This is a genomic window from Secundilactobacillus similis DSM 23365 = JCM 2765, assembly GCF_001311075.1.
Classification (GTDB): domain Bacteria; phylum Bacillota; class Bacilli; order Lactobacillales; family Lactobacillaceae; genus Secundilactobacillus; species Secundilactobacillus similis.
This window is the reverse complement of record NZ_BBAD01000024.1, coordinates 1-18113: the sequence shown is the minus strand read 5'-3', so window position 1 is coordinate 18113 and position 18113 is coordinate 1. Positions and strand designations below refer to the sequence as shown.

Annotated in this window: 17 protein-coding genes and 3 pseudogenes; 15 read left to right on the top strand and 5 right to left on the bottom strand. The window is 45.2% G+C overall.

Annotation, left to right across the window (positions count from 1 at the left end):
* The first annotated feature begins 226 nt into the window (after positions 1 to 226).
* The 6 genes and pseudogenes from JCM2765_RS07290 (at position 227) to JCM2765_RS07260 (ending at position 5081) form a co-directional block, all read left to right on the top strand.
* A pseudogene (locus tag JCM2765_RS07290) lies at positions 227 to 1070 on the top strand (DegV family protein).
* Between the two features lie 114 nt (positions 1071 to 1184).
* Positions 1185 to 2102, top strand: a complete 918-nt coding sequence (locus tag JCM2765_RS07285; RefSeq protein ID WP_057152221.1) for a GDSL-type esterase/lipase family protein — start codon at positions 1185 to 1187, stop codon at positions 2100 to 2102.
* A 19-nt stretch (positions 2103 to 2121) separates the two neighbouring features.
* Positions 2122 to 2747: pseudogene (locus JCM2765_RS19045) on the top strand (YpmS family protein).
* 18 nt (positions 2748 to 2765) lie between these two features.
* Positions 2766 to 2984, top strand: a complete 219-nt coding sequence (locus JCM2765_RS07270) for a YozE family protein (RefSeq protein WP_054735571.1) — start codon at positions 2766 to 2768, stop codon at positions 2982 to 2984.
* A gap of 155 nt (positions 2985 to 3139) precedes the next feature.
* Positions 3140 to 3823, top strand: a complete 684-nt coding sequence (locus JCM2765_RS07265; RefSeq protein ID WP_054735567.1) for a hypothetical protein — start codon at positions 3140 to 3142, stop codon at positions 3821 to 3823.
* Positions 3824 to 4133: 310 nt separating this feature from the next.
* Entirely contained in the window at positions 4134 to 5081 is a 948-nt protein-coding gene (locus tag JCM2765_RS07260) for a CAP domain-containing protein (protein WP_054735564.1), read from the top strand.
* Between the two features lie 513 nt (positions 5082 to 5594).
* On the opposite strand, the gene JCM2765_RS07255 is transcribed toward JCM2765_RS07260, so the two are convergent.
* Genes JCM2765_RS07255 through JCM2765_RS07235 form a run of 5 tightly spaced genes read right to left on the bottom strand, consistent with a single transcriptional unit; the run spans position 5595 to position 8569 of the window.
* A complete protein-coding gene (locus tag JCM2765_RS07255) occupies positions 5595 to 6233 on the bottom strand; it encodes an NAD(P)H-binding protein (protein ID WP_054735562.1) in 639 nt (212 codons plus the stop codon).
* Complete coding sequence (locus tag JCM2765_RS07250) at positions 6230 to 6595, bottom strand: cyclophilin-like fold protein (protein ID WP_054735558.1); 366 nt, start codon at positions 6593 to 6595, stop codon at positions 6230 to 6232. The genes JCM2765_RS07255 and JCM2765_RS07250 overlap by 4 nt, the downstream gene beginning before the upstream one ends.
* Positions 6596 to 6652: 57 nt before the next feature.
* The gene (locus JCM2765_RS07245; protein WP_054735555.1) at positions 6653 to 7147 is read right to left on the bottom strand and encodes a YbhB/YbcL family Raf kinase inhibitor-like protein; all 495 of its coding nucleotides are present in this window, start codon (positions 7145 to 7147) and stop codon (positions 6653 to 6655) included.
* Between the two features lie 11 nt (positions 7148 to 7158).
* Positions 7159 to 7797, bottom strand: coding sequence for an NAD(P)H-binding protein (locus tag JCM2765_RS07240; protein ID WP_054735553.1), 639 nt, complete (start codon positions 7795 to 7797; stop codon positions 7159 to 7161).
* Positions 7798 to 7825: 28 nt separating this feature from the next.
* The gene (locus tag JCM2765_RS07235) at positions 7826 to 8569 is read right to left on the bottom strand and encodes an SDR family oxidoreductase (protein WP_054735547.1); all 744 of its coding nucleotides are present in this window, start codon (positions 8567 to 8569) and stop codon (positions 7826 to 7828) included.
* A gap of 154 nt (positions 8570 to 8723) precedes the next feature.
* Here JCM2765_RS07235 and JCM2765_RS07230 point away from each other — a divergent pair, with 154 nt between their 5' ends.
* From JCM2765_RS07230 to hslU, 9 genes and pseudogenes are all read left to right on the top strand, one after another.
* Positions 8724 to 9620, top strand: a complete 897-nt coding sequence (locus tag JCM2765_RS07230) for a LysR family transcriptional regulator (protein ID WP_054735544.1) — start codon at positions 8724 to 8726, stop codon at positions 9618 to 9620.
* A 489-nt stretch (positions 9621 to 10109) separates the two neighbouring features.
* Positions 10110 to 10964, top strand: a complete 855-nt coding sequence (gene ylqF, locus JCM2765_RS07225; RefSeq protein ID WP_054735541.1) for a ribosome biogenesis GTPase YlqF — start codon at positions 10110 to 10112, stop codon at positions 10962 to 10964.
* Positions 10957 to 11727, top strand: a complete 771-nt coding sequence (gene rnhB, locus JCM2765_RS07220; RefSeq protein WP_054735538.1) for a ribonuclease HII — start codon at positions 10957 to 10959, stop codon at positions 11725 to 11727. The genes ylqF and rnhB overlap by 8 nt, the downstream gene beginning before the upstream one ends.
* A gap of 48 nt (positions 11728 to 11775) precedes the next feature.
* A complete protein-coding gene (locus JCM2765_RS19040; RefSeq protein ID WP_369404050.1) occupies positions 11776 to 12129 on the top strand; it encodes a DNA-processing protein DprA in 354 nt (117 codons plus the stop codon).
* Positions 12126 to 12674 (top strand): DNA-processing protein DprA, encoded by a 549-nt coding sequence (locus JCM2765_RS19035; RefSeq protein WP_369404049.1) that lies wholly within the window; start codon positions 12126 to 12128, stop codon positions 12672 to 12674. Before JCM2765_RS19040 ends, JCM2765_RS19035 begins: the two co-directional genes overlap by 4 nt.
* A 142-nt stretch (positions 12675 to 12816) precedes the next feature.
* Positions 12817 to 14918 (top strand): annotated as a pseudogene (topA, locus tag JCM2765_RS07210) (type I DNA topoisomerase).
* A 92-nt stretch (positions 14919 to 15010) separates the two neighbouring features.
* A complete protein-coding gene (gene xerC / locus JCM2765_RS07205) occupies positions 15011 to 15922 on the top strand; it encodes a tyrosine recombinase XerC (RefSeq protein WP_054735536.1) in 912 nt (303 codons plus the stop codon).
* Between the two features lie 29 nt (positions 15923 to 15951).
* Entirely contained in the window at positions 15952 to 16494 is a 543-nt protein-coding gene (gene hslV, locus JCM2765_RS07200; RefSeq protein ID WP_054735534.1) for an ATP-dependent protease subunit HslV, read from the top strand.
* A 52-nt stretch (positions 16495 to 16546) separates the two neighbouring features.
* On the top strand, positions 16547 to 17962 hold the full coding sequence (hslU, locus tag JCM2765_RS07195; RefSeq protein ID WP_054735531.1) for an ATP-dependent protease ATPase subunit HslU: 1416 nt from the start codon (positions 16547 to 16549) through the stop codon (positions 17960 to 17962).
* The last annotated feature ends 151 nt before the right edge of the window (positions 17963 to 18113 follow it).

Sequence of the window (18113 nt, the reverse complement as noted above, 5' to 3'; positions counted from 1 at the left end):
GTCATTAACCAACAGATGCCGTGAAATTGTTAGATTATTCGTGACAATTGTCCGGTAAAACAGCCATTAAGCCGTTAAGATGATGATTTGGAACGATTATCCGGTCGAATGTGAATGAAAGTCACCGCTAAATCTGCTATACTATTAGCGAATCGTTTTCATGCTACTGACTAATTGTAGCATGAAATTGACAACATTGGGTAAGAAAGCGTGGTTATAACCAATCATGGCAACTGTCAAAATTGTAACGGATTCTTCCGCCGGCTTAACCGACGAAGAAGTCGAAAAGTATCACATTACGATCGTCCCATTAACGGTCATGATCGATGATGTCGTTTACGTTGAACGACGAACCATCACCAACGAAGAGTTCATTGATAAAATGGAAAGTGCCAAAACTTTTCCTAAAACGAGTCAACCACCATTGGGTGACTTCATCAAGGTCTTTGATGACCTTGGCGCTGATGGCAGTCCAATCGTGTGCTTGAACATGCTGGAAGCGATTAGTGGCACCGTTCATACCGCTGAACAAGCGGCAACGATTTCAAAATCGGATGTTACGGTGGTTGATAGCCAAACAACTGACCGGGCACTGGCCTTTCAGTGTATCGAAGCGGCGAAGTTAGCAGCGGCTGGCGCATCCGTCGACGAAATCGTTGCGATGACCAAGAAAGTTCAAGACAACACCCGGCTTTACATGGGTGTGATGACCCTTGACAACTTAGTTAAGGGTGGCCGGATCAACCGAATGACAGGGGCTATCTCATCACTGCTGAACATCAAGATCGTGTTGCAGGTTGGTAACGGCGAACTTAATATCCGGACGAAGGGTCGGGGTGTTAAGACGATCGATCGGTATTTCGACAAAGTCTACGAACAAATGGCGAAAACGCCTAAGATCAAGCGATCGGGATCTCTCACGTCAAGGCGACTGAGATGGTCAACAAGTTACTTGAACACTTGAAACCCCTGTTCCCAGATATTGATATCGTAGTTCGCGAAACGGTGCCAATCATTGCGTCGCATGGTGGCCCAGGGCCTTTGCGTTAATGTACTACTTTGACGATTAGGCCTTAATCAGTGTGAACGAACAAACTCAGTGACAACTCCGGATGGAATGTACCCTAACCATCTGGAGTTTTTACTTATCTAAATGTTAAACTAGTAGCTAAAGGAGTGACAACATGCGACGAGGATTAAAATGGGTGGGAATCCTGATTGGCCTGCTGATCATTATCGGCGGTGGCCTCTGGTGGTTCCAGCAGCGAAATCAATCAGCAACGCCGATAACTACGCATCACGTGACCCCAACTAAGTCAGTTCGAGTAGTTGCGGTTGGTGATTCACTGACTCAGGGGATCGGCTATGCGGATGATCATCAGGGGTACTTGCCGATGCTCAAACAACAACTTGAAACGGATTACCGAGTTAAGGTGCGGACCCAAAACTTCGGCATCGGCGGTGAACGCAGTGATCAGATCGACAAACGAGTGACCCATAAAGCCCGCTTGCGGTTAGCACTAAAACGTGCGGATGTGATTGCCGTGACGGTTGGGGGTAACGACCTATTACAAAAACTGGAAAAGAATATCTTGGTTGACTCAAGCAGTCAATTAGCCGCTAAGCTGGCACCCGCTAAGGTGACGTATCAGCAAAAGCTGACGCAGTTGATTCAAGATATTCACCAAGTAAACCCTAAAGCTCAAGTTTACCTATTCGGCATTTACAACCCGGTTTACGTTTACTTTTCAACCGCATCGATGATTACAGATGCTGTTGATCAGTGGAACCAGGTGAACCAAAAGGTGGCCAGTCAAGTTAGTGGGACACACTTTGTAACCATTAATCAGCAACTGAGTTACGGTCAGTATCAATCCGAAACTGCTAAGGCCAAACTAAAACAGGAAACCAAAAAGACCAACCAGCAATACGTTGATCCGGCGGAAGTCGAAAAACTACTGCAGGATCAAACCAGTGATGAAAAGAACGATTATTTATCAACCCATGATCATTTCCATCCGAATAAGCGAGGTTATACGATCATGGCGAAACAGTTGAAACAAGCGATTGGCCAGCACGTGAACTGGTCAACGCGCAATTAATGAGTAATGGAGGGGTATTTTGACAACACCAACAAGACAACAAACGCCAAAAAAACGAGGCGTTAATCCGTGGAAGTGGGCGTTTATTACACTGGCAGCAATTTTGATCATTGGGTTTGGCTACCTTGGCACCCAAATGCTGCGGGCCGGTTCGGAGCAAGTTAAACCAGCCACCAGCACGCCAACGTCAGCGGCCAGCTTTAACGTCACCCTGAATAAGAAACAGTTAAACGCGATGGCGGCCTACTATTTGGATCAATACCAGACCGAGAGTAAGCAAAAAGTCACTTACCAATTGAAGTTAACGATGATGCGGTTTTGACCGGCCAAACCAAATTACTAGGCTTACCAGTCAATTTTGGGTTATCATTAACGCCAAAGGTTTTAGCGAACGGCAACGTTCAACTTAAAGCGAAAAAATTAGCCGTTGGTGAATTAAGTATTCCCGTTAAGGCCGTTATGAGTTATATTAAGGCTCAGTACAATCTGCCGAAGTGGGTGGACCTAGATGTGAAGCAAAAAACCATTACGATGGATCTGCACCGCTTCCGGACCAACGGCGTTCAGTATCGCGCCCAACAAATCGATATGTCGGGTGACGGCCACTTTGAGTTTAAAGTGCTCGTGCCTAAGACCAAGTCTTAACCGTAAAGGAGTGTTGATATGCGACAAAGCTTTTACCAATTTTTAATGACCCAACGTAACCCAGAAGATTATGAACCCGTGGCGGAATTTGCGAACAACGCTTTTTACGACCAAGGGTTTCCAAAGCAAGAAACGCACTTTGATGAGTTATCCAAATACCTGGAGGAAAACGCCCCATATTTGCCATCGATGACCATTTTTGATGACGCTTGGGTGCTTTATCAGGCGCAGGATTAAGTACAGCGTATCTGAGTGACTAATCAAACACGTGCAAAAAGGGACTTCAATAGGCAGATCCAGAAACGGATCTACGTATCGAGGCCCTTTTTTATTGAAAATAGTTGATAATTTTGTTCGAAGGGGTACGCTTACTTAGTAAAGGGGGGATTGCAATGAACTTAAAAAGAATCACGGTGACTGGATTGACGTTAGCGCTAGGACTTGCTGGTTTAATGGGGACCGCTAACGCCGCAACTAAGGCCACTACAACGAGTCACTATCAACTCGTCACAAAAAAGACAACAGTGGGTCGGGTAACCATTCCGGCTAACACCCGAGTTTATGTGACCTACTTTTCTAAGAAGAATGGTCAGAAATATGCGACCATTGAATTGAGCACGTTGCGTTACCAAATTAGACACGCAACAACCGCAACATATTTGAAGGTGCGGGTTAACCATAATCTGAAAGCCGTTAAATCGGTCGCAATGGATCAATTACCAGTGATGTGGCAACCCAAAACCAACGTTACCGATCAGGGTCGTCAGGATCAAAACGCCACCATTCGGTTTACCAGTGATGGTTATGTCGAATACTTTAAGAATGATCAAGCGACGACTAAACCTACTTCGTCGACCAAAGTTACCAAATCAGTGGCTAAAGGTCAGACAACATACGTATATGCCAAGCATAATATGTTAAAACTACCTGATAAGAAAATCAGCAATAAGAGAAATTACCGCTATCGGTTAATGGTTCACTTTAACGGGGCACAGGTTGCGGATACTAATGCTGCGCTCAGTTATTCGGTTGGCAGTAAGCGAAACCTTTTCTATACGCTAGCAGGAAATGCTTGATTGACGGATGAACTGTGCTGTTTGGAGAGCGTTGAAGGCTTTGATCAGACACTTTCTTTTCAAATCAGTAGCTGCTAGTCCTTAATTAAAAGTCCGTATATCGGGCTTTTTTTGTTCTGTTCTAAAAGGAACGGTTACTTTGACGGAACAATTTCACAATCAGGTAGCGAGATTGACCGTAATAATTGATATAATGATGGGTAATGATTAAAGGGGGATGTTTATAAATGAATAAGCAATTTTTAAGTAGGGGCACAGGTTTATCGATTTTAAATAAAAAACATCGGCGTAACTCACAGGGGGATTTAGCATGTCAAAATTAACTAAAGTGAGCGCTATCATCGTTGCATCCGCTGGTATTGCCGGTACAATCATCACCACGAATGCGATCGACGCTGCCGCAAAAACGAAATTTCGGTACTACGAAAATATCAAGGACAACGACTACAAAGTGGTTAATAAGAAAGCCGTTATTTACAGCAACGGCAAGCTCAATCATAAGACTGGTGCCAGACTTGGTGCCTATGGGGCTTATGTCACTGGTTATTATGCATCGCACGTCACGGTGAATGGGAAAAAGGCGGTTTACTATAAGTTCAAAACAGACTCTGGACACACCGGTTGGGTATGGCGCGGCTGGTTGAGGAAGGTTTCGTATAAGGCGCCGACTACTAACTCTGATTCAAAGTCAACACCCAAGGTTCCAGTTAACGCTACCGGTAACTGGGGTAAAAGTGACTACGAGCGGTTGGCAAAAGGAAAATTTTCAATGAGTATTGCCAAATATCGTCAAGGCTTTATTGATACTGTCAATCAAGAACGCGCTTCTCGGGGACTTGACGCATTGAGCGAAGATGCTGGTTTAGACTCAATTGCGACTAAACGTGATCCTGAAACGATCATTAACGGTGGCCATACTGATGCTAATGGTCATTATATTTTTATGGAATATGCCAAAGATAGTGGTATTTCCTACGCTCGTGCTGAAGTTTTGGGTATGGAATCTGTTAATACAATCAGTCACGGCCTTAGTTCCAGTGAAAATATTGACACGACTATCAAATTGAACACCGTTGTCGATGACTCTTACAGCGCTGGTAAGGCGGCCGTTTTGGCTTATATCTACGATGATGAAGAACATACTAATGGTCACCGCGATATTTTATTAAATGCTAGTTATAACGTGATTGGGATTGGCGCAACTTGGATCAAAGATAACGATGTTGTTTCTAATACTGCCATTCTTGGTGCCAAATAATGGTCGCTGACGACGTCACACGATAGTCACAATGCAATATTGAACTAACGAGACGGGGAAAACAATGTCCTCAAAAATGTAACACGAGACAAGTTTTACAAAATTGATCCACATACAAGCATCGAATTTAGCCGTAAGTCCTTGGAAACAGGTTTTTTTTGATGTCTTGAAGTCAGGATAGAATCTTCGAACAGGTGTTACTCAAAATATAAATTCTGTATGTTGATGATCAATGCTTTGTAATTTGAATCGTTGTGTGCCCTCTAATCTGCCCACCTGAGATTTTAGAATAGTAGGGTTTCGGATAAGGAATATTTCTTACTATGCCAATTAGCAACACTGATGCGCATACACATGTTCAGTCTTCGAAAGTTGAATTGCATGATGACGTTGGATTGTGTTACCCAGCATTTCAAAAAAAGGCTGCTTTAGTACCACAGCCCTATACGATTAAATTTGATTTTTCGGAGTTTGGAATCATATCGACACGCAGGTAATCTGCTGTTTGTGTTGTCACGGAGCAGGTGGCATTGAGTGTTCTGTTCCTGGTTTTGCGATTCCCAGGCTCATACGAGAATACGATTGCGGCATGTCCAGTATGGTTACCACCAAATTGGCAATACTTGCGCGCGACACCATAGTGCCTTTGAACAGCTCGCCTTTATGGGTAAGTTCGTAGTTTATTTCTTTATCATCAGTCATGTAAGCAGCGCGAATAATCGTGTAATTCAAACTAGAACCTTCAATGACTTTAGCTGCTCGTCGGGTATTTTCTTTGGTCTCATGTCCAACGGTTTTCTCGACCCATGAACCAAATGGCTCCGGAGTTTCGTGATATAAACCAGAACCGGTGACCCAAATCAACTGATGGACATGATGCTTTGACATAGCAGAAACAATGTTTGTTGCCATGCGCTCCATATCGCCGACAAGATTAGCATAAACGACGTCTTGACCTTTCATCACCGAATCAAGTCGCTCAGAGTCATTGACATCACCTTCAATCACTTGTTCACGTTCATTATTTATCACTTTGATGCGACTCGCATTGCGGAGAAACAACGTCAAATGAACATCATTCTTTGTTTGCATTTTATCGCGTACGATTCTCGCGACTCGTCCATTAGCTCCTAAAATTAAGATATTTTTCATGGACGTTCCTCAATTCGTTGAAAGGAGATAGTAACATCACCAGATGAACGAAATTGCGCGAGATTCCCTGTGTTAATATGCCCGATTGGTTGTAAGGGACTGATAATTTCACCGGTTTGCTTGTAAAAGATAACAAAGCTATGGCGGGGAGGCCAGTAAGCGATATCCCCGACACGATATCCACTTGTGTGAGCTTCATTTGCAGGTAAAGCTTGTTTGAACCGATATGTTAATTCACGCGTGTATAAATTGAGCATTGGCAGCTTCATCGGCATTAAGTCGAGTAACGCCCGTGTGGTTGCATTATTCTCGACTTCTGCACTGAGGATGCTCTCGTTGACAATTATTTTGATTTTGGACATTTATATTACCTCCTGTTTAGACGTTGATATGCAATGTAGCGGTTTTTCGTAGGTTCATTAATTGATGGCAGGAATTATGAACTGACTCGTGCTAATTATTTTGGTGCCCAACTGGTCCAAGAACTGATTGTAGTAGAAGCCATTCTTTAGGTTTAACGAATCGCCTAAAGCATAAACTGACAAGGTGTAGCGATGCATTTGATCTGGTGGATTTGGACCAGCATAGTGTGACGCAAAGTACGGCTCTTTCAGGCGATAGAAACGCGACATCCACGAATTTTGTCCCTGGGGGCCATTAAACAGACGACTAAAGTCCATGGGGATTTCGTTTGTTGTCGGTATATTGGTTGCCAGCCAATGAATGAATGGAAAACCCGTACGAGGTACCGCGTCATAATCAATGAGACTGAGCGCAAGAACTTGTGTTTCCCTAGGAATGTCGAGCACGGTGATAGGAAATGAAATGATAGGTTGATTACCATGGCGAACTGTTGCTTGGCTCGTAAACAGTAAAGGCAAATGACCTTGTTCAAGGGATACTTTGATCTGCATTAAATAGCCTCCTAATAAAATGAAGGTTTGCCCCAAGCCGTATTAGGCTCGGCAACACCGATGCTTGTTTTTTTGTAAAGTGTAGGCTTTAAGATAATCTCGCGAATTAAGCGTGCCACTGCTTGTCGAGTCACTTGGGTATCGACGAAAGCTTCACCCTTGGGAATAATCTTGTAATCCAGATGTTCGTCATTGTTATACAACCAAGCCATCCGTAGAAAAGTATAATCAAGCTCACTTTGATCGAACACACTAGCTGCACGTTTAATTTCTGTATAATCGCCCATCATGCGAGCGTTCCAAGCGCCGAATTTTCCTGCTACCTCATCATAGATTCCGAGACCTCCAGCGATAATGATTCGATGGACATGTGCTTGAGTCATTACACGAACGATGCGTTGATTCGCCTCCGCAAAGTGCCCTGTTGCCAAATAAACAATATCTGTTCCAGCGATTGCTGATAACAAGTCATGTTCATTATTCCAATTACCATCAATTAAGGTTACCTGCGGGTTTTGGGCGTACGCCACTAAACGTCGAGTTGCCTGCCGTGCAAATAGTCGTAGTTCAATGTCACGGGATTGTAGGAGTAGAGGGATTAGATAACGGGAGATATTACTAGTCGCACCTAATAAGATTACTTTTTTCATCGTAGTTTCCTTTCTAAGTAGCAGTAAATTATGCTTGAGCGGTCGGGTAGATGGTGAACTCATTGACATTGACGTCGTCGGGTTGTGCAATGGCAAAATCTACGACGCGTGCAACGGCATCAGGACTAATACCGACTGCGCTATACAATGTATTCATTCCTTGTCGGGATCTGTCATCGGTGATTGTGTGTAGTAACTCGGTGTTGATTGCCGCTGGATACAAACTGGTTGTCCGGATATTGGTATGTTCCTTGACACTTTCCATCCGAATGACTTCCATGAGATTACGAACGGCAAACTTGGTGGCACCATATACCCCTGACCCCACAAAGCTCTTGATTCCAGCCACAGAGGAAGTGGTGATAATTTGTCCGTGTTTTTGCTGAGCGAAGATTGGCATGACTGACGCGATGCCATTAAGTACGCCTTTGAGATTGACATCGATCATCGCGTTCCACTCATCAGTCTTAAGTGCGCTAATGGGGGACGTTGGCATAATGCCGGCGTTATTAAAAATGACGTCGACGCCTCCGAATTGTTGCATAGCTAATTTGACTAATTCAACCAAATCAGTTGCTTTGGTGACGTCAGTTTCGCGATAAGCGACTTGACCTCCTCGTTGCTGAATATCAGCAGCGATAGTTGCTAAGCGTTCCTTACGACGAGCACCTAGCACTACTTTTGCACCGTGACTCGCTAAAAGCTTAGCACTAGCTTCGCCGATGCCTGAAGAAGCACCGGTAATGATTACGACTTTGTTATTTACTGTCATGTTGATAATCTCCGTTTCTTATTGTTGTTTGTCTTAAAAATGTAAGCTCTTGTTTACGAGTTTTACTATATGCCTAAATTTAGTCACCCGGAACCGCCATTTAGTTGTATAGGTATCAACCAAAGGTTTATACTAAAACCATAGAGGTGATAAATTGGATTTCGATCAATTACAGACCTTTCTACGGGTTACTCAATTTGGAAGCTTTACCAAGGCTGGTGAACAAAGTTTTGTTTCTGGTACGGCTATTATGAAGCAAATGAATCGATTGGAAAGCGAACTGAACCTTAAACTTTTCATTCGTACTCCCAATGGTGTTAAATTGACGCCACAAGGGGAAACATTTAAGCCTTATGTCATACAATTACTGAACATGTTGAACACAGCAATCGAGGAAACGCGGCGTGCGCGATTTGAGGATAAACAAATTATTCGGTTGGGAACTTCTCTGTTGCATCCCGCCGATCCGTTTATGTCGTTGTGGAAAAATCTCGCTTCAAAGATGCCGAAGTTTCAGATTCGTTTGGTTCAATTAGCGGAAGACTTGAATTCCGACAATCGCGAGTATGCTATGCTGGGCCACAGTAGCGATTTAATGGTGGGTACATTTGACAATACCACTTTGAAACAATCTTTCAGCGCGATTAAACTTGGCGTCTATCACTTCGGTATCGCTGTACGCAGTGATCACCCTCTAGCTCAACTTGAGGAGATTAATTTTTCAGACTTGGTGAATCAAACGATATTGATGGTGCCAAGAGGAATTAGTGAGAAGAATGATTTATTACGGGATGAGTTGCTGACCACGACTCCAAGCATCACGACAATCGATACCACTGGCCGTTACGACATTAATACTTTTAACCAGGCCGTTGAAGAAAACGTTGCGATGATTTCATTGACTCCTTGGAGTAGTATTCATCCAAATCTCGTAACTGTACCTCTTAAAACAGAAATTACAGTATCCTATGGATTATTAAGTGCCAAGTTTCCTGGCAATCGCACGGCATCATTTTTGCAGGAATTTGTACGAACAAATAACAAAGAGTAATGTTAATATTTCATTTCGGCACAGAAACAGTTTACGTCCATTAAAACAGAGTGTTTTATAACGTATGTCATCTATTTAACGAAGAAAAATGGATAGAACGCGATCCTGAAAAATAGGATTTCTATTTTGTCACACCAAAAAAGACTACTATCAAAGTGATCTATTCCAAATGTCCCTCAACCTAAATCGTTGAAGGGCATTTATTTGTTGCGAACAGTCACCGCTATCTGAAGTAGTCAAAAAATGGTAGAATAGACAAGTTAATCAGGCGCCATGGCAGTTTTAAGCGTTGATTGGTTGATTCTTACACGAAGGCAACGTTATCTGTGTGGACAAAGTTAAGTATGTCATAAATTTATAATGCTATAAACAGCCACTCACACCGTAGGCAAACATGTTTCAAATAAATTTCTGTTAATGTTATGAATAAGGTTACGACCAAAAACACCGAGGATAACAACGCTCGGCACAACAAAGGAGTTACAAACAATGGCAACAATTCAATGGTTCCCCGGCCATATGGCCAAGGCCATCCGGCAATTAGAAGAAAACTTACACTTAGTCGATATCGTGTTCGAACTGGTTGACGCACGGATTCCAAGTGCATCCCGCAATCCCGAAATCGAACGGCTCATCAAGGACAAACCCCATTTGATGATCCTCACCAAAAGTGATTTAGCAGATCCAGAGCAAACTCAAAACTGGATCAAGGCGTTTAAAGCCAAGGGCTTACCCGCAATTGCGGTGGATTCTAAAGCTAACATCACCACTAAGACGGTCACCAAAATCGCGCAATCACTACTGGCACAAAAGTTAAGTGATGAAGCGCAAAAAGGACTCAAAGAACGGCCAATTCGGGCTATCACAGTAGGTATCCCAAACGTTGGTAAATCGACCCTGCTTAACCGGTTAGTCAACAAACGAGTCGCTCAAGTTGGTGATACGCCAGGGGTGACTAAGGGGCAGCAATGGCTACGGTCATCATCAAAGTTATCGTTACTAGACACCCCCGGTATTTTATGGCCTAAATTTGACGATGAGCAAACTGGTCAAGAGTTGGCTTTGACTGGCGCTATCAAAGAACAGCGGTTTGCTAGTGATGATGTGGGATTATACGCGCTGCATTTCTTCCGGACTTACTACCCGGACACGTTAGTCGATCGGTATAAGCTAAGCGAGGCTGATCAAGAACTTAGCGATGTTGATTTGTTGTTGAAGCTGACCAAACAATTCGGGATGAAGGACGACTACGACCGGGCGAGTGACCGGTTGATCCAAGATATCCGAAAGGGCAAACTGGGCCGGTACACCTTAAACCGGATGGGAGCGGTCGAAGATGACTAAAGCGGTGTCGATTCAAACGTTAAAGGCCCAATTTCAACAAGTGACGGATGAAAACGACCCGCTGTTCGACCAATTTGCGGCTGATCCTCGAAAAGGGGTTCAGGCGTTGATTCAAAAGACCCAGCACCACCTTGCTCAAATTGCTAATGAAAAGCGCGCGTTTCAAGAGCGCTTTTTTTATGAAAACGAAGCACGGCAACGTGGCGCGCAGTGGATTGCTGGTATTGATGAAGTGGGTCGTGGACCGTTAGCTGGTCCAGTAGTCAGCTGTGCAATTGTCTTGCCTGCTGACTTTGACGTATACGAGGTCAACGATTCCAAGCAGTTGACAGACCACCAACGCGAACAGCTTTATCCGCAGATTTTAAGTCAGGCGGTAAGTGTCGGTATTGGCGTTGCCGATAATCGCCAAATCGACCAGCTCAACATCTATCAAGCAACTCGGGTTGCGATGCTTTCGGCCGTCAATCAATTAACGATTAAGCCCGATCAATTACTGATCGATGCCATGCAGATCGATTCTGACATTCCTCAGTTAAAGCTAATTCACGGTGATGCGAAGAGTGTCAGTATCGGTGCCGCCAGCATCGTTGCTAAGATTTTTCGGGATCATCTGATGCAAAGTTATGACCGGTTATATCCCGGCTATGACTTTGCGCACAACGCCGGCTACGGCACGAAAGCACACTTGGCTGGTTTAGCTGACCAAGGCCCATCCGCCATTCACCGAAAAACATTTTCACCAGTCACGAGCTATTTGTAAGTTGATCGCGTAGTTAGGGAAAAATCCTAACGAAAAGGCGTGATCAACGTGAATTTACGACGACTCTTACTACGACTTCGATTAGCGGATGGGATTGGCATCCGTGGCGAAAATCGCATTTATAACTGGCTTCAAGCGCACCCCAATCGGGCCAAACACCTCTTGCCCAATCAGCTCGCCACCATTGCAGAACTGACGGACCGGCACCGGGTGCGGTTTTGTGCGCACTTTGTGAGTCAACAGTTGAGTGAACGGGTGCAGCAACACGTTGCTCAGCTGTCATTTATCACCATTTTAGATCAGGCTTATCCAGCACAATTGCGAGAGGGGTACCTCCCGCCAATTGTGCTGTTTTATCAGGGCGATATTTCACTATTACGGGCGGATCGGTTATTAGCGTGATTAGGGCGCGTGATGGTAATGGGTACGCACAACGGGCACTAGAACAACTGATTCCACCGCTGATCAGTGAACAGGTCATTGTGGTCTCGGGTTTAGCGCGGGGCGTTGATTCATTAGGGCACCGAGTCACGTTAAAATCTGGTGGCCGTTCAATTGGCGTCATTGGCACTGGGCTAGATCAGGTTTACCCCGGTGAGAATCGGCGGCTACAGACCTACATGGCTGAACATGAGCTGGTCATTAGCGAGTACGGACTAGGCGCTGTAGGCAAACCGCACCACTTCGTTGAACGGAATCGAATCATCGCTGGGTTAGTGCAAGCGTTACTGGTTGTTCAGGCCAAATCGAGAAGCGGCAGTCTGATCACCGCCAATTTGGCTCTGCAAAATAACCGAAATGTTTTAGCGTTACCAGGCCGGGTAGATGACCCACTCTCTGTCGGCTGCAACGAATTAATTCTGGCCGGCGCAAAGCCCGTGTTAACGGCGATTCATGTGCTTGAAGAATTACCAGAATTAGCGGTGAAAACGGGTAAGCCAATTTAAAAACGACACCGGAACGAGATATTATATAGTAGTTTTTTGTTCGTTTTTTTGTTGACAATCCAATTTTTATGAAATATGATGTGAAAGATTTCATTGTTCCGTTTCACGTCTACATGAATAAGCGGTTTAAAGGAGTAATTGGATGGCAACATCAACGAAGAAAGCGACTAAAAAACGCAAACCACAAAAAAACTGGTGATCGTGGAATCACCAGCTAAAGCAAAAACCATTGAAAAGTACCTAGGACGCACCTACAAAGTCATGGCGAGCCTGGGCCATGTCCGTGACTTACCAAAGAGTAAGATGGGCATTGATTTTGAAAATAATTATGAACCACACTACATTTCCATCCGTGGGAAGGGTGATGTGATCAAAGACCTGCGTTCTGAGGCCAAAAAAGCCAAGAAAGTGTACCTCGCAGCCGATCCGGACCGTGAAGGTGAATCAATCGCTTGGCATTTGTCACACTTATTAAACCTTGACCCAACGGATAAGAACCGGGTCGTCTTTAACGAAATCACTAAGGATGCGGTTAAGGATGCCTTCAAGCAACCCCGCAGCATTGATATGGATCTCGTGGACGCCCAACAAGCCCGGCGGATTTTGGATCGATTAGTAGGTTACTCAATCTCACCATTGTTGTGGAAAAAGGTTAAAAAAGGTTTGAGTGCCGGGCGGGTGCAATCAATCGCCTTGAAGTTGATCATTGACCGTGAAAACGAAATTAAAAGTTTCGTGCCAGAAGAATACTGGACGATCGACTCTGAATTTAAACACCAACGCTCGAAGTTTGCGGCTAGTTTCTACGGCTTAAACGGTAAGAAACACGCCCTGCCTAACAATGATGAAGTTCAAAAGATTCTTGGTGAACTTGATCGTGATGGCGATTTTGACGTGACGAAGGTCACTAAGAAAGAACGTCGGCGCTCACCACAACCACCATTTACAACGAGTGCCATGCAACAAGAGGCTAACCGGAAGTTGAATTTCCGGACTCGGAAAACCATGATGGCTGCCCAACAGTTATACGAAGGGATCAACATCGGTAAGGAAGGTAGCCAAGGGCTCATTACCTATATGCGGACCGACTCGACCCGGATCTCAACGATTGCCAAGCACGAAGCTTCCCAATTTATTCACGAAAAATACGGTGAAGAATACGCCGCAACAAAGCCTATCAAGGGTAAGTTGCCAGAAGGCGCGCAAGATGCCCATGAAGCTATTCGGCCAACCTCCGTTTACCGGACACCAGCTGATTTAAAGGAATATCTGACCAATGATCAGTTTAAGCTCTATCAGTTGGTTTGGAACCGCTTTATGGCTAGTCAGATGACATCCGCCGTAATGGATACCATGGCGGTCACCATCGAACAAAACGGCGTCACGTTCAAAGCTAACGGTTCCAAGTTGAAGTTTGACGGGTTCTTGAAGCTCTACAAGGATGGTAAGGAAAAGGATAACCTGTTACCTGACATCCAAGAAGGCGACCAGTTGAAACTCAACAAAACTGATCCGGCCCAACACTTTACGCAGCCACCGGCACGTTACAGTGAAGCCAACTTGATCAAAGCACTGGAAGAAAACGGTGTGGGCCGGCCATCAACCTATGCGCCAACTCTTGATACGATTCAACGGCGCTACTACGTTAAGTTAGTCGGTCGGCGATTTGAACCGACTGAACTGGGTGATATCGTTAACCAAATCATTCAAGATTACTTCCCAGACATCGTGAACGTTGGTTTTACGGCGGGTTTGGAAAAGGAATTAGATGGTATCGAAGAAGGTCAGCAAGATTGGGTCAAAGTCATCGATGACTTCTACCAACCATTCTCTAAAGAAGTGACCCACGCCCAAGACACGATCGAAAAGATTCAGATTCGTGATGAACCTGCAGGCTTTGACTGTGATATCTGTGGGGCACCGATGGTGATCAAGATGGGCCGTTACGGCAAGTTCTACGCTTGTTCGCGGTTCCCAGATTGCCGGAACACGAAACCAATCGTTAAAGAAATTGGCGTCGTATGTCCGAAGTGTAAGCAGGGACAAGTGATTGAACGCAAATCCAAAAAGAACCGGATTTTCTACGGTTGCTCACGCTACCCAGACTGTGACTTTGTCTCATGGGATAAGCCAGTCGGCCGTGATTGTCCAAAGGATGGGCACTACTTGGTTGAAAAGAAAATCAAGGGTGGTGTTCAAGTCGTTTGTCCAAACGGGGACTACGACGAACCCGTTCAAAAATAATTAAAGAAGAGTTTAAGTTTGACCAATTTTGACCTTTAGGGATTGAAGTTGGTCTTAAACTCTGTTAAATTACTTTCATGGAGGCGAGGTAGATGCCAGATTCAGTTGCGTTATTCATGACTTATCTGGAAAGTGAACGTCAGTATTCACCCGAAACGGTGACGGCATATCGAGAAGATTTGAAACAGTTTCAACAGTTTTTAACTGAAACTGGCGATCAAACCGACCTGCTGGCCGTGACGAAACTTGACGTTCAGGTTTACTTAAGCCACCTCTATGACACGCATAAAGCACGAACCACGATTGCGCGCAAGATTTCGAGTTTACGCACCTTCTATGAGTTTCAGATGCGAGAAGGTAACGTCACTCAAAATCCCTTTGCGTACGTCACGTTAAAGAAGCGGCCCAGTCCGTTGCCACGTTTCTTTTATGAAAAGGAAATGACGGCGTTGTTTGACGCCGCCGCTGCCAACGCTGACCCACAGTTAGCGTTACGTGATTCGGCAATTTTAGAGGTGCTCTATGCGACCGGGATGCGGGTTAGTGAGTGCTGTGGGCTTCAGCTGGAAGATGTGGATTACAGCGGTCAACTGATGCTGGTACATGGTAAGGGCAATAAGGAGCGTTACGTTCCCTTTGGCCACTATGCCAAGGATGCGCTCCAGCGGTATTTGATTGACGGTCGAGCGCCGCTAATGGCCAAATACCAAAAGACGCATAATACGGTGTTTGTGAACCACTATGGTGATCCCATCACCCCAACCGGCGTGGAATATGTGCTCAATCAAGTGATCGATCGAAGCCACCTCACAGGTGACATTCATCCGCACATGTTGCGACACACGTTTGCGACCCACTTGTTAAATCACGGGGCTGACCTACGAACCGTTCAGGAATTACTGGGCCACAGTAGTTTATCAACCACCCAGATTTACACCCACGTTACCAAGTCCCAGCTTCAACGAGATTACCGGCGCTTTTTTCCACGCGCCACACACGATTAAATGACTATCAGAAAGTAGGGGGTTATACCATGCCAGTTAAATTTGAAGCAACCACCATCGTCGCGGTCCGGCACAACGGCCAAAACGCCATGGCGGGCGATGGCCAAGTCACTATGGGTGAAAAGGTCATTATGAAGGGCACTGCCCACAAAGTTCGTCGAATCTATAACGACCAAGTTGTCGTTGGGTTCGCCGGTAGTGTGGCAGATGCCTTTAACCTAGAAGAAAAATTCGAAACGCGCTTGAGTGAATTTAGTGGCAACCTGGAACGCGCCGCGGTTGAATTAGCTCAGGACTGGCGTTCAGATCAAAACCTCCAGAAACTTGAAGCGTTATTGATCGTAATGAACGAAAAAGACATGTTGCTGGTCTCTGGTTCCGGTGAAGTCATCGCACCCGATGACGATATCTTAGCCATCGGTTCTGGTGGTAACTTTGCCCTAGCGGCAGCCACGGCGATGCACCACCACGCACCAGACATGACGGCCAAAGAAATTGCTGAAAATGCCATCGACATTGCCGGCAGTATTGATATCTTTACCAACCACAACATCATTTCTGAGGCCTTTTAACGACCTTAGACAACCACTAAAAAATCTAAACACACAGAAAGTAGGGATCTGATTGGACCCAATTACAAAAACACCACGCGAAATTGTGAGTTTGCTTGACCAGTACGTTATCGGTCAAGGGGCTGCCAAGAAGTCGATCTCGATCGCCTTACGGAACCGTTACCGACGGATGCAGTTATCACAGGATATGCAAGACGAAATTACGCCTAAGAACATGCTGATGATCGGACCGACCGGGGTTGGGAAAACTGAACTTGCTCGGCGGTTAGCTAAGATCGTTAAGGCACCATTTGTTAAAGTTGAAGCCACGAAGTTTACCGAAGTTGGGTACGTTGGCGGCGACGTTGAATCAATGGTTCGGAGCCTAGTTGACGTTTCCATCAAGATGGAAAAAGACGCGCAGTTTGAAACGGTGCGGGCTGAAGCCGCTAAACGGGCCAACAACCGGTTAGTGAAGTTGTTGGTACCAGGCAAGCAACCTAAGCAAAACCAACAAGCTGACTTCTCGAACCTGATGAACATGTTTTCTGAGATGCAACAGGGTAAGATGCCGGCTGCAGCGCAACAACCAACTGAAGAAGTCACGGATGAAATCAAGAATGAACGGATGTCAGTTTCTGATCAATTGGCTAAGGGGTTATTAGAAAACCACGAAGTTGAAATCGAAATGGACGATCCTCAACAAGCCACGGTGGGTAACAACCCAATGATGAACCAAATGGGCATCGACTTGAGCGATACGCTCGGTCAAATGATGCCTAAGAAGCGGGTCAAGCGTAACATGCCTGTGTCAGAAGCGCGTGAGATCTTGATTCAAGAAGAATCCGAGAAATTGGTTAACGATGGTGACATCAACCACGATGCCATCCAACGGGCGCAAGATACTGGGATTATCTTCATTGACGAAATTGATAAGATCACGTCTAAATCAAAGCAAAACAGCGGCGAAGTTTCCCGTGAAGGGGTTCAACGTGATATCTTACCAATCGTTGAAGGCACCCAGGTTCAAACCAAGTACGGTCCAATTAACACGGACCACATCTTGTTTATCGCAGCCGGCGCCTTTGCCGAAAGTAAGCCAAGTGATTTGATTGCCGAACTTCAAGGCCGGTTCCCAATCCGGGTCGAACTGGATGAACTCAGCCAAGAAGATTTCGTTAAGATCCTAACGGAACCTAACAACGCCTTGATCAAGCAATATATCGCTTTGATTGGCACCGATAACGTGAAGGTCACCTTCACCATCGAAGCCATCAACCGCATTGCTGAATTGGCCTACCAACTCAACCACGAAAACCAAAACATCGGTGCTCGTCGGTTGCACACCGTCCTTGAAAAATTGCTGGAAGACCTATTGTTTGAAGGGCCTGACATGCAAATGGGCGACATCACCATTACCGAAAACTATGTGAACGACAAGATCGGCAACATTGTTAAGAACAAGGATCTGTCACGGTATATTCTTTAATATGTACTGCAAAAAGAGGCTGAAACGTTCAGTCTCTTTTTTTGTGTTTTGCTGTCGTTTGTGTCCAGCGTAAGTGTTGGGTGGATTTTGGGTGAAGGCTGTTTGTCGTCGCTTCGCTCGCCAAAGCCGCACGAAAACCGGCGCTCTCGGG

Coding starts and splice junctions, on each gene's coding strand:
- JCM2765_RS07285 (WP_057152221.1), top strand. CDS start 1,185: ATGCGACGAGGATTAAAATGGGTGGGAATCCTGATTGGCCTGCTGATC.
- JCM2765_RS07270 (WP_054735571.1), top strand. CDS start 2,766: ATGCGACAAAGCTTTTACCAATTTTTAATGACCCAACGTAACCCAGAA.
- JCM2765_RS07265 (WP_054735567.1), top strand. CDS start 3,140: ATGAACTTAAAAAGAATCACGGTGACTGGATTGACGTTAGCGCTAGGA.
- JCM2765_RS07260 (WP_054735564.1), top strand. CDS start 4,134: ATGTCAAAATTAACTAAAGTGAGCGCTATCATCGTTGCATCCGCTGGT.
- JCM2765_RS07255 (WP_054735562.1), bottom strand. CDS start 6,233: ATGAAAAATATCTTAATTTTAGGAGCTAATGGACGAGTCGCGAGAATC.
- JCM2765_RS07250 (WP_054735558.1), bottom strand. CDS start 6,595: ATGTCCAAAATCAAAATAATTGTCAACGAGAGCATCCTCAGTGCAGAA.
- JCM2765_RS07245 (WP_054735555.1), bottom strand. CDS start 7,147: ATGCAGATCAAAGTATCCCTTGAACAAGGTCATTTGCCTTTACTGTTT.
- JCM2765_RS07240 (WP_054735553.1), bottom strand. CDS start 7,797: ATGAAAAAAGTAATCTTATTAGGTGCGACTAGTAATATCTCCCGTTAT.
- JCM2765_RS07235 (WP_054735547.1), bottom strand. CDS start 8,569: ATGACAGTAAATAACAAAGTCGTAATCATTACCGGTGCTTCTTCAGGC.
- ylqF (WP_054735541.1), top strand. CDS start 10,110: ATGGCAACAATTCAATGGTTCCCCGGCCATATGGCCAAGGCCATCCGG.
- rnhB (WP_054735538.1), top strand. CDS start 10,957: ATGACTAAAGCGGTGTCGATTCAAACGTTAAAGGCCCAATTTCAACAA.
- xerC (WP_054735536.1), top strand. CDS start 15,011: ATGCCAGATTCAGTTGCGTTATTCATGACTTATCTGGAAAGTGAACGT.
- hslV (WP_054735534.1), top strand. CDS start 15,952: ATGCCAGTTAAATTTGAAGCAACCACCATCGTCGCGGTCCGGCACAAC.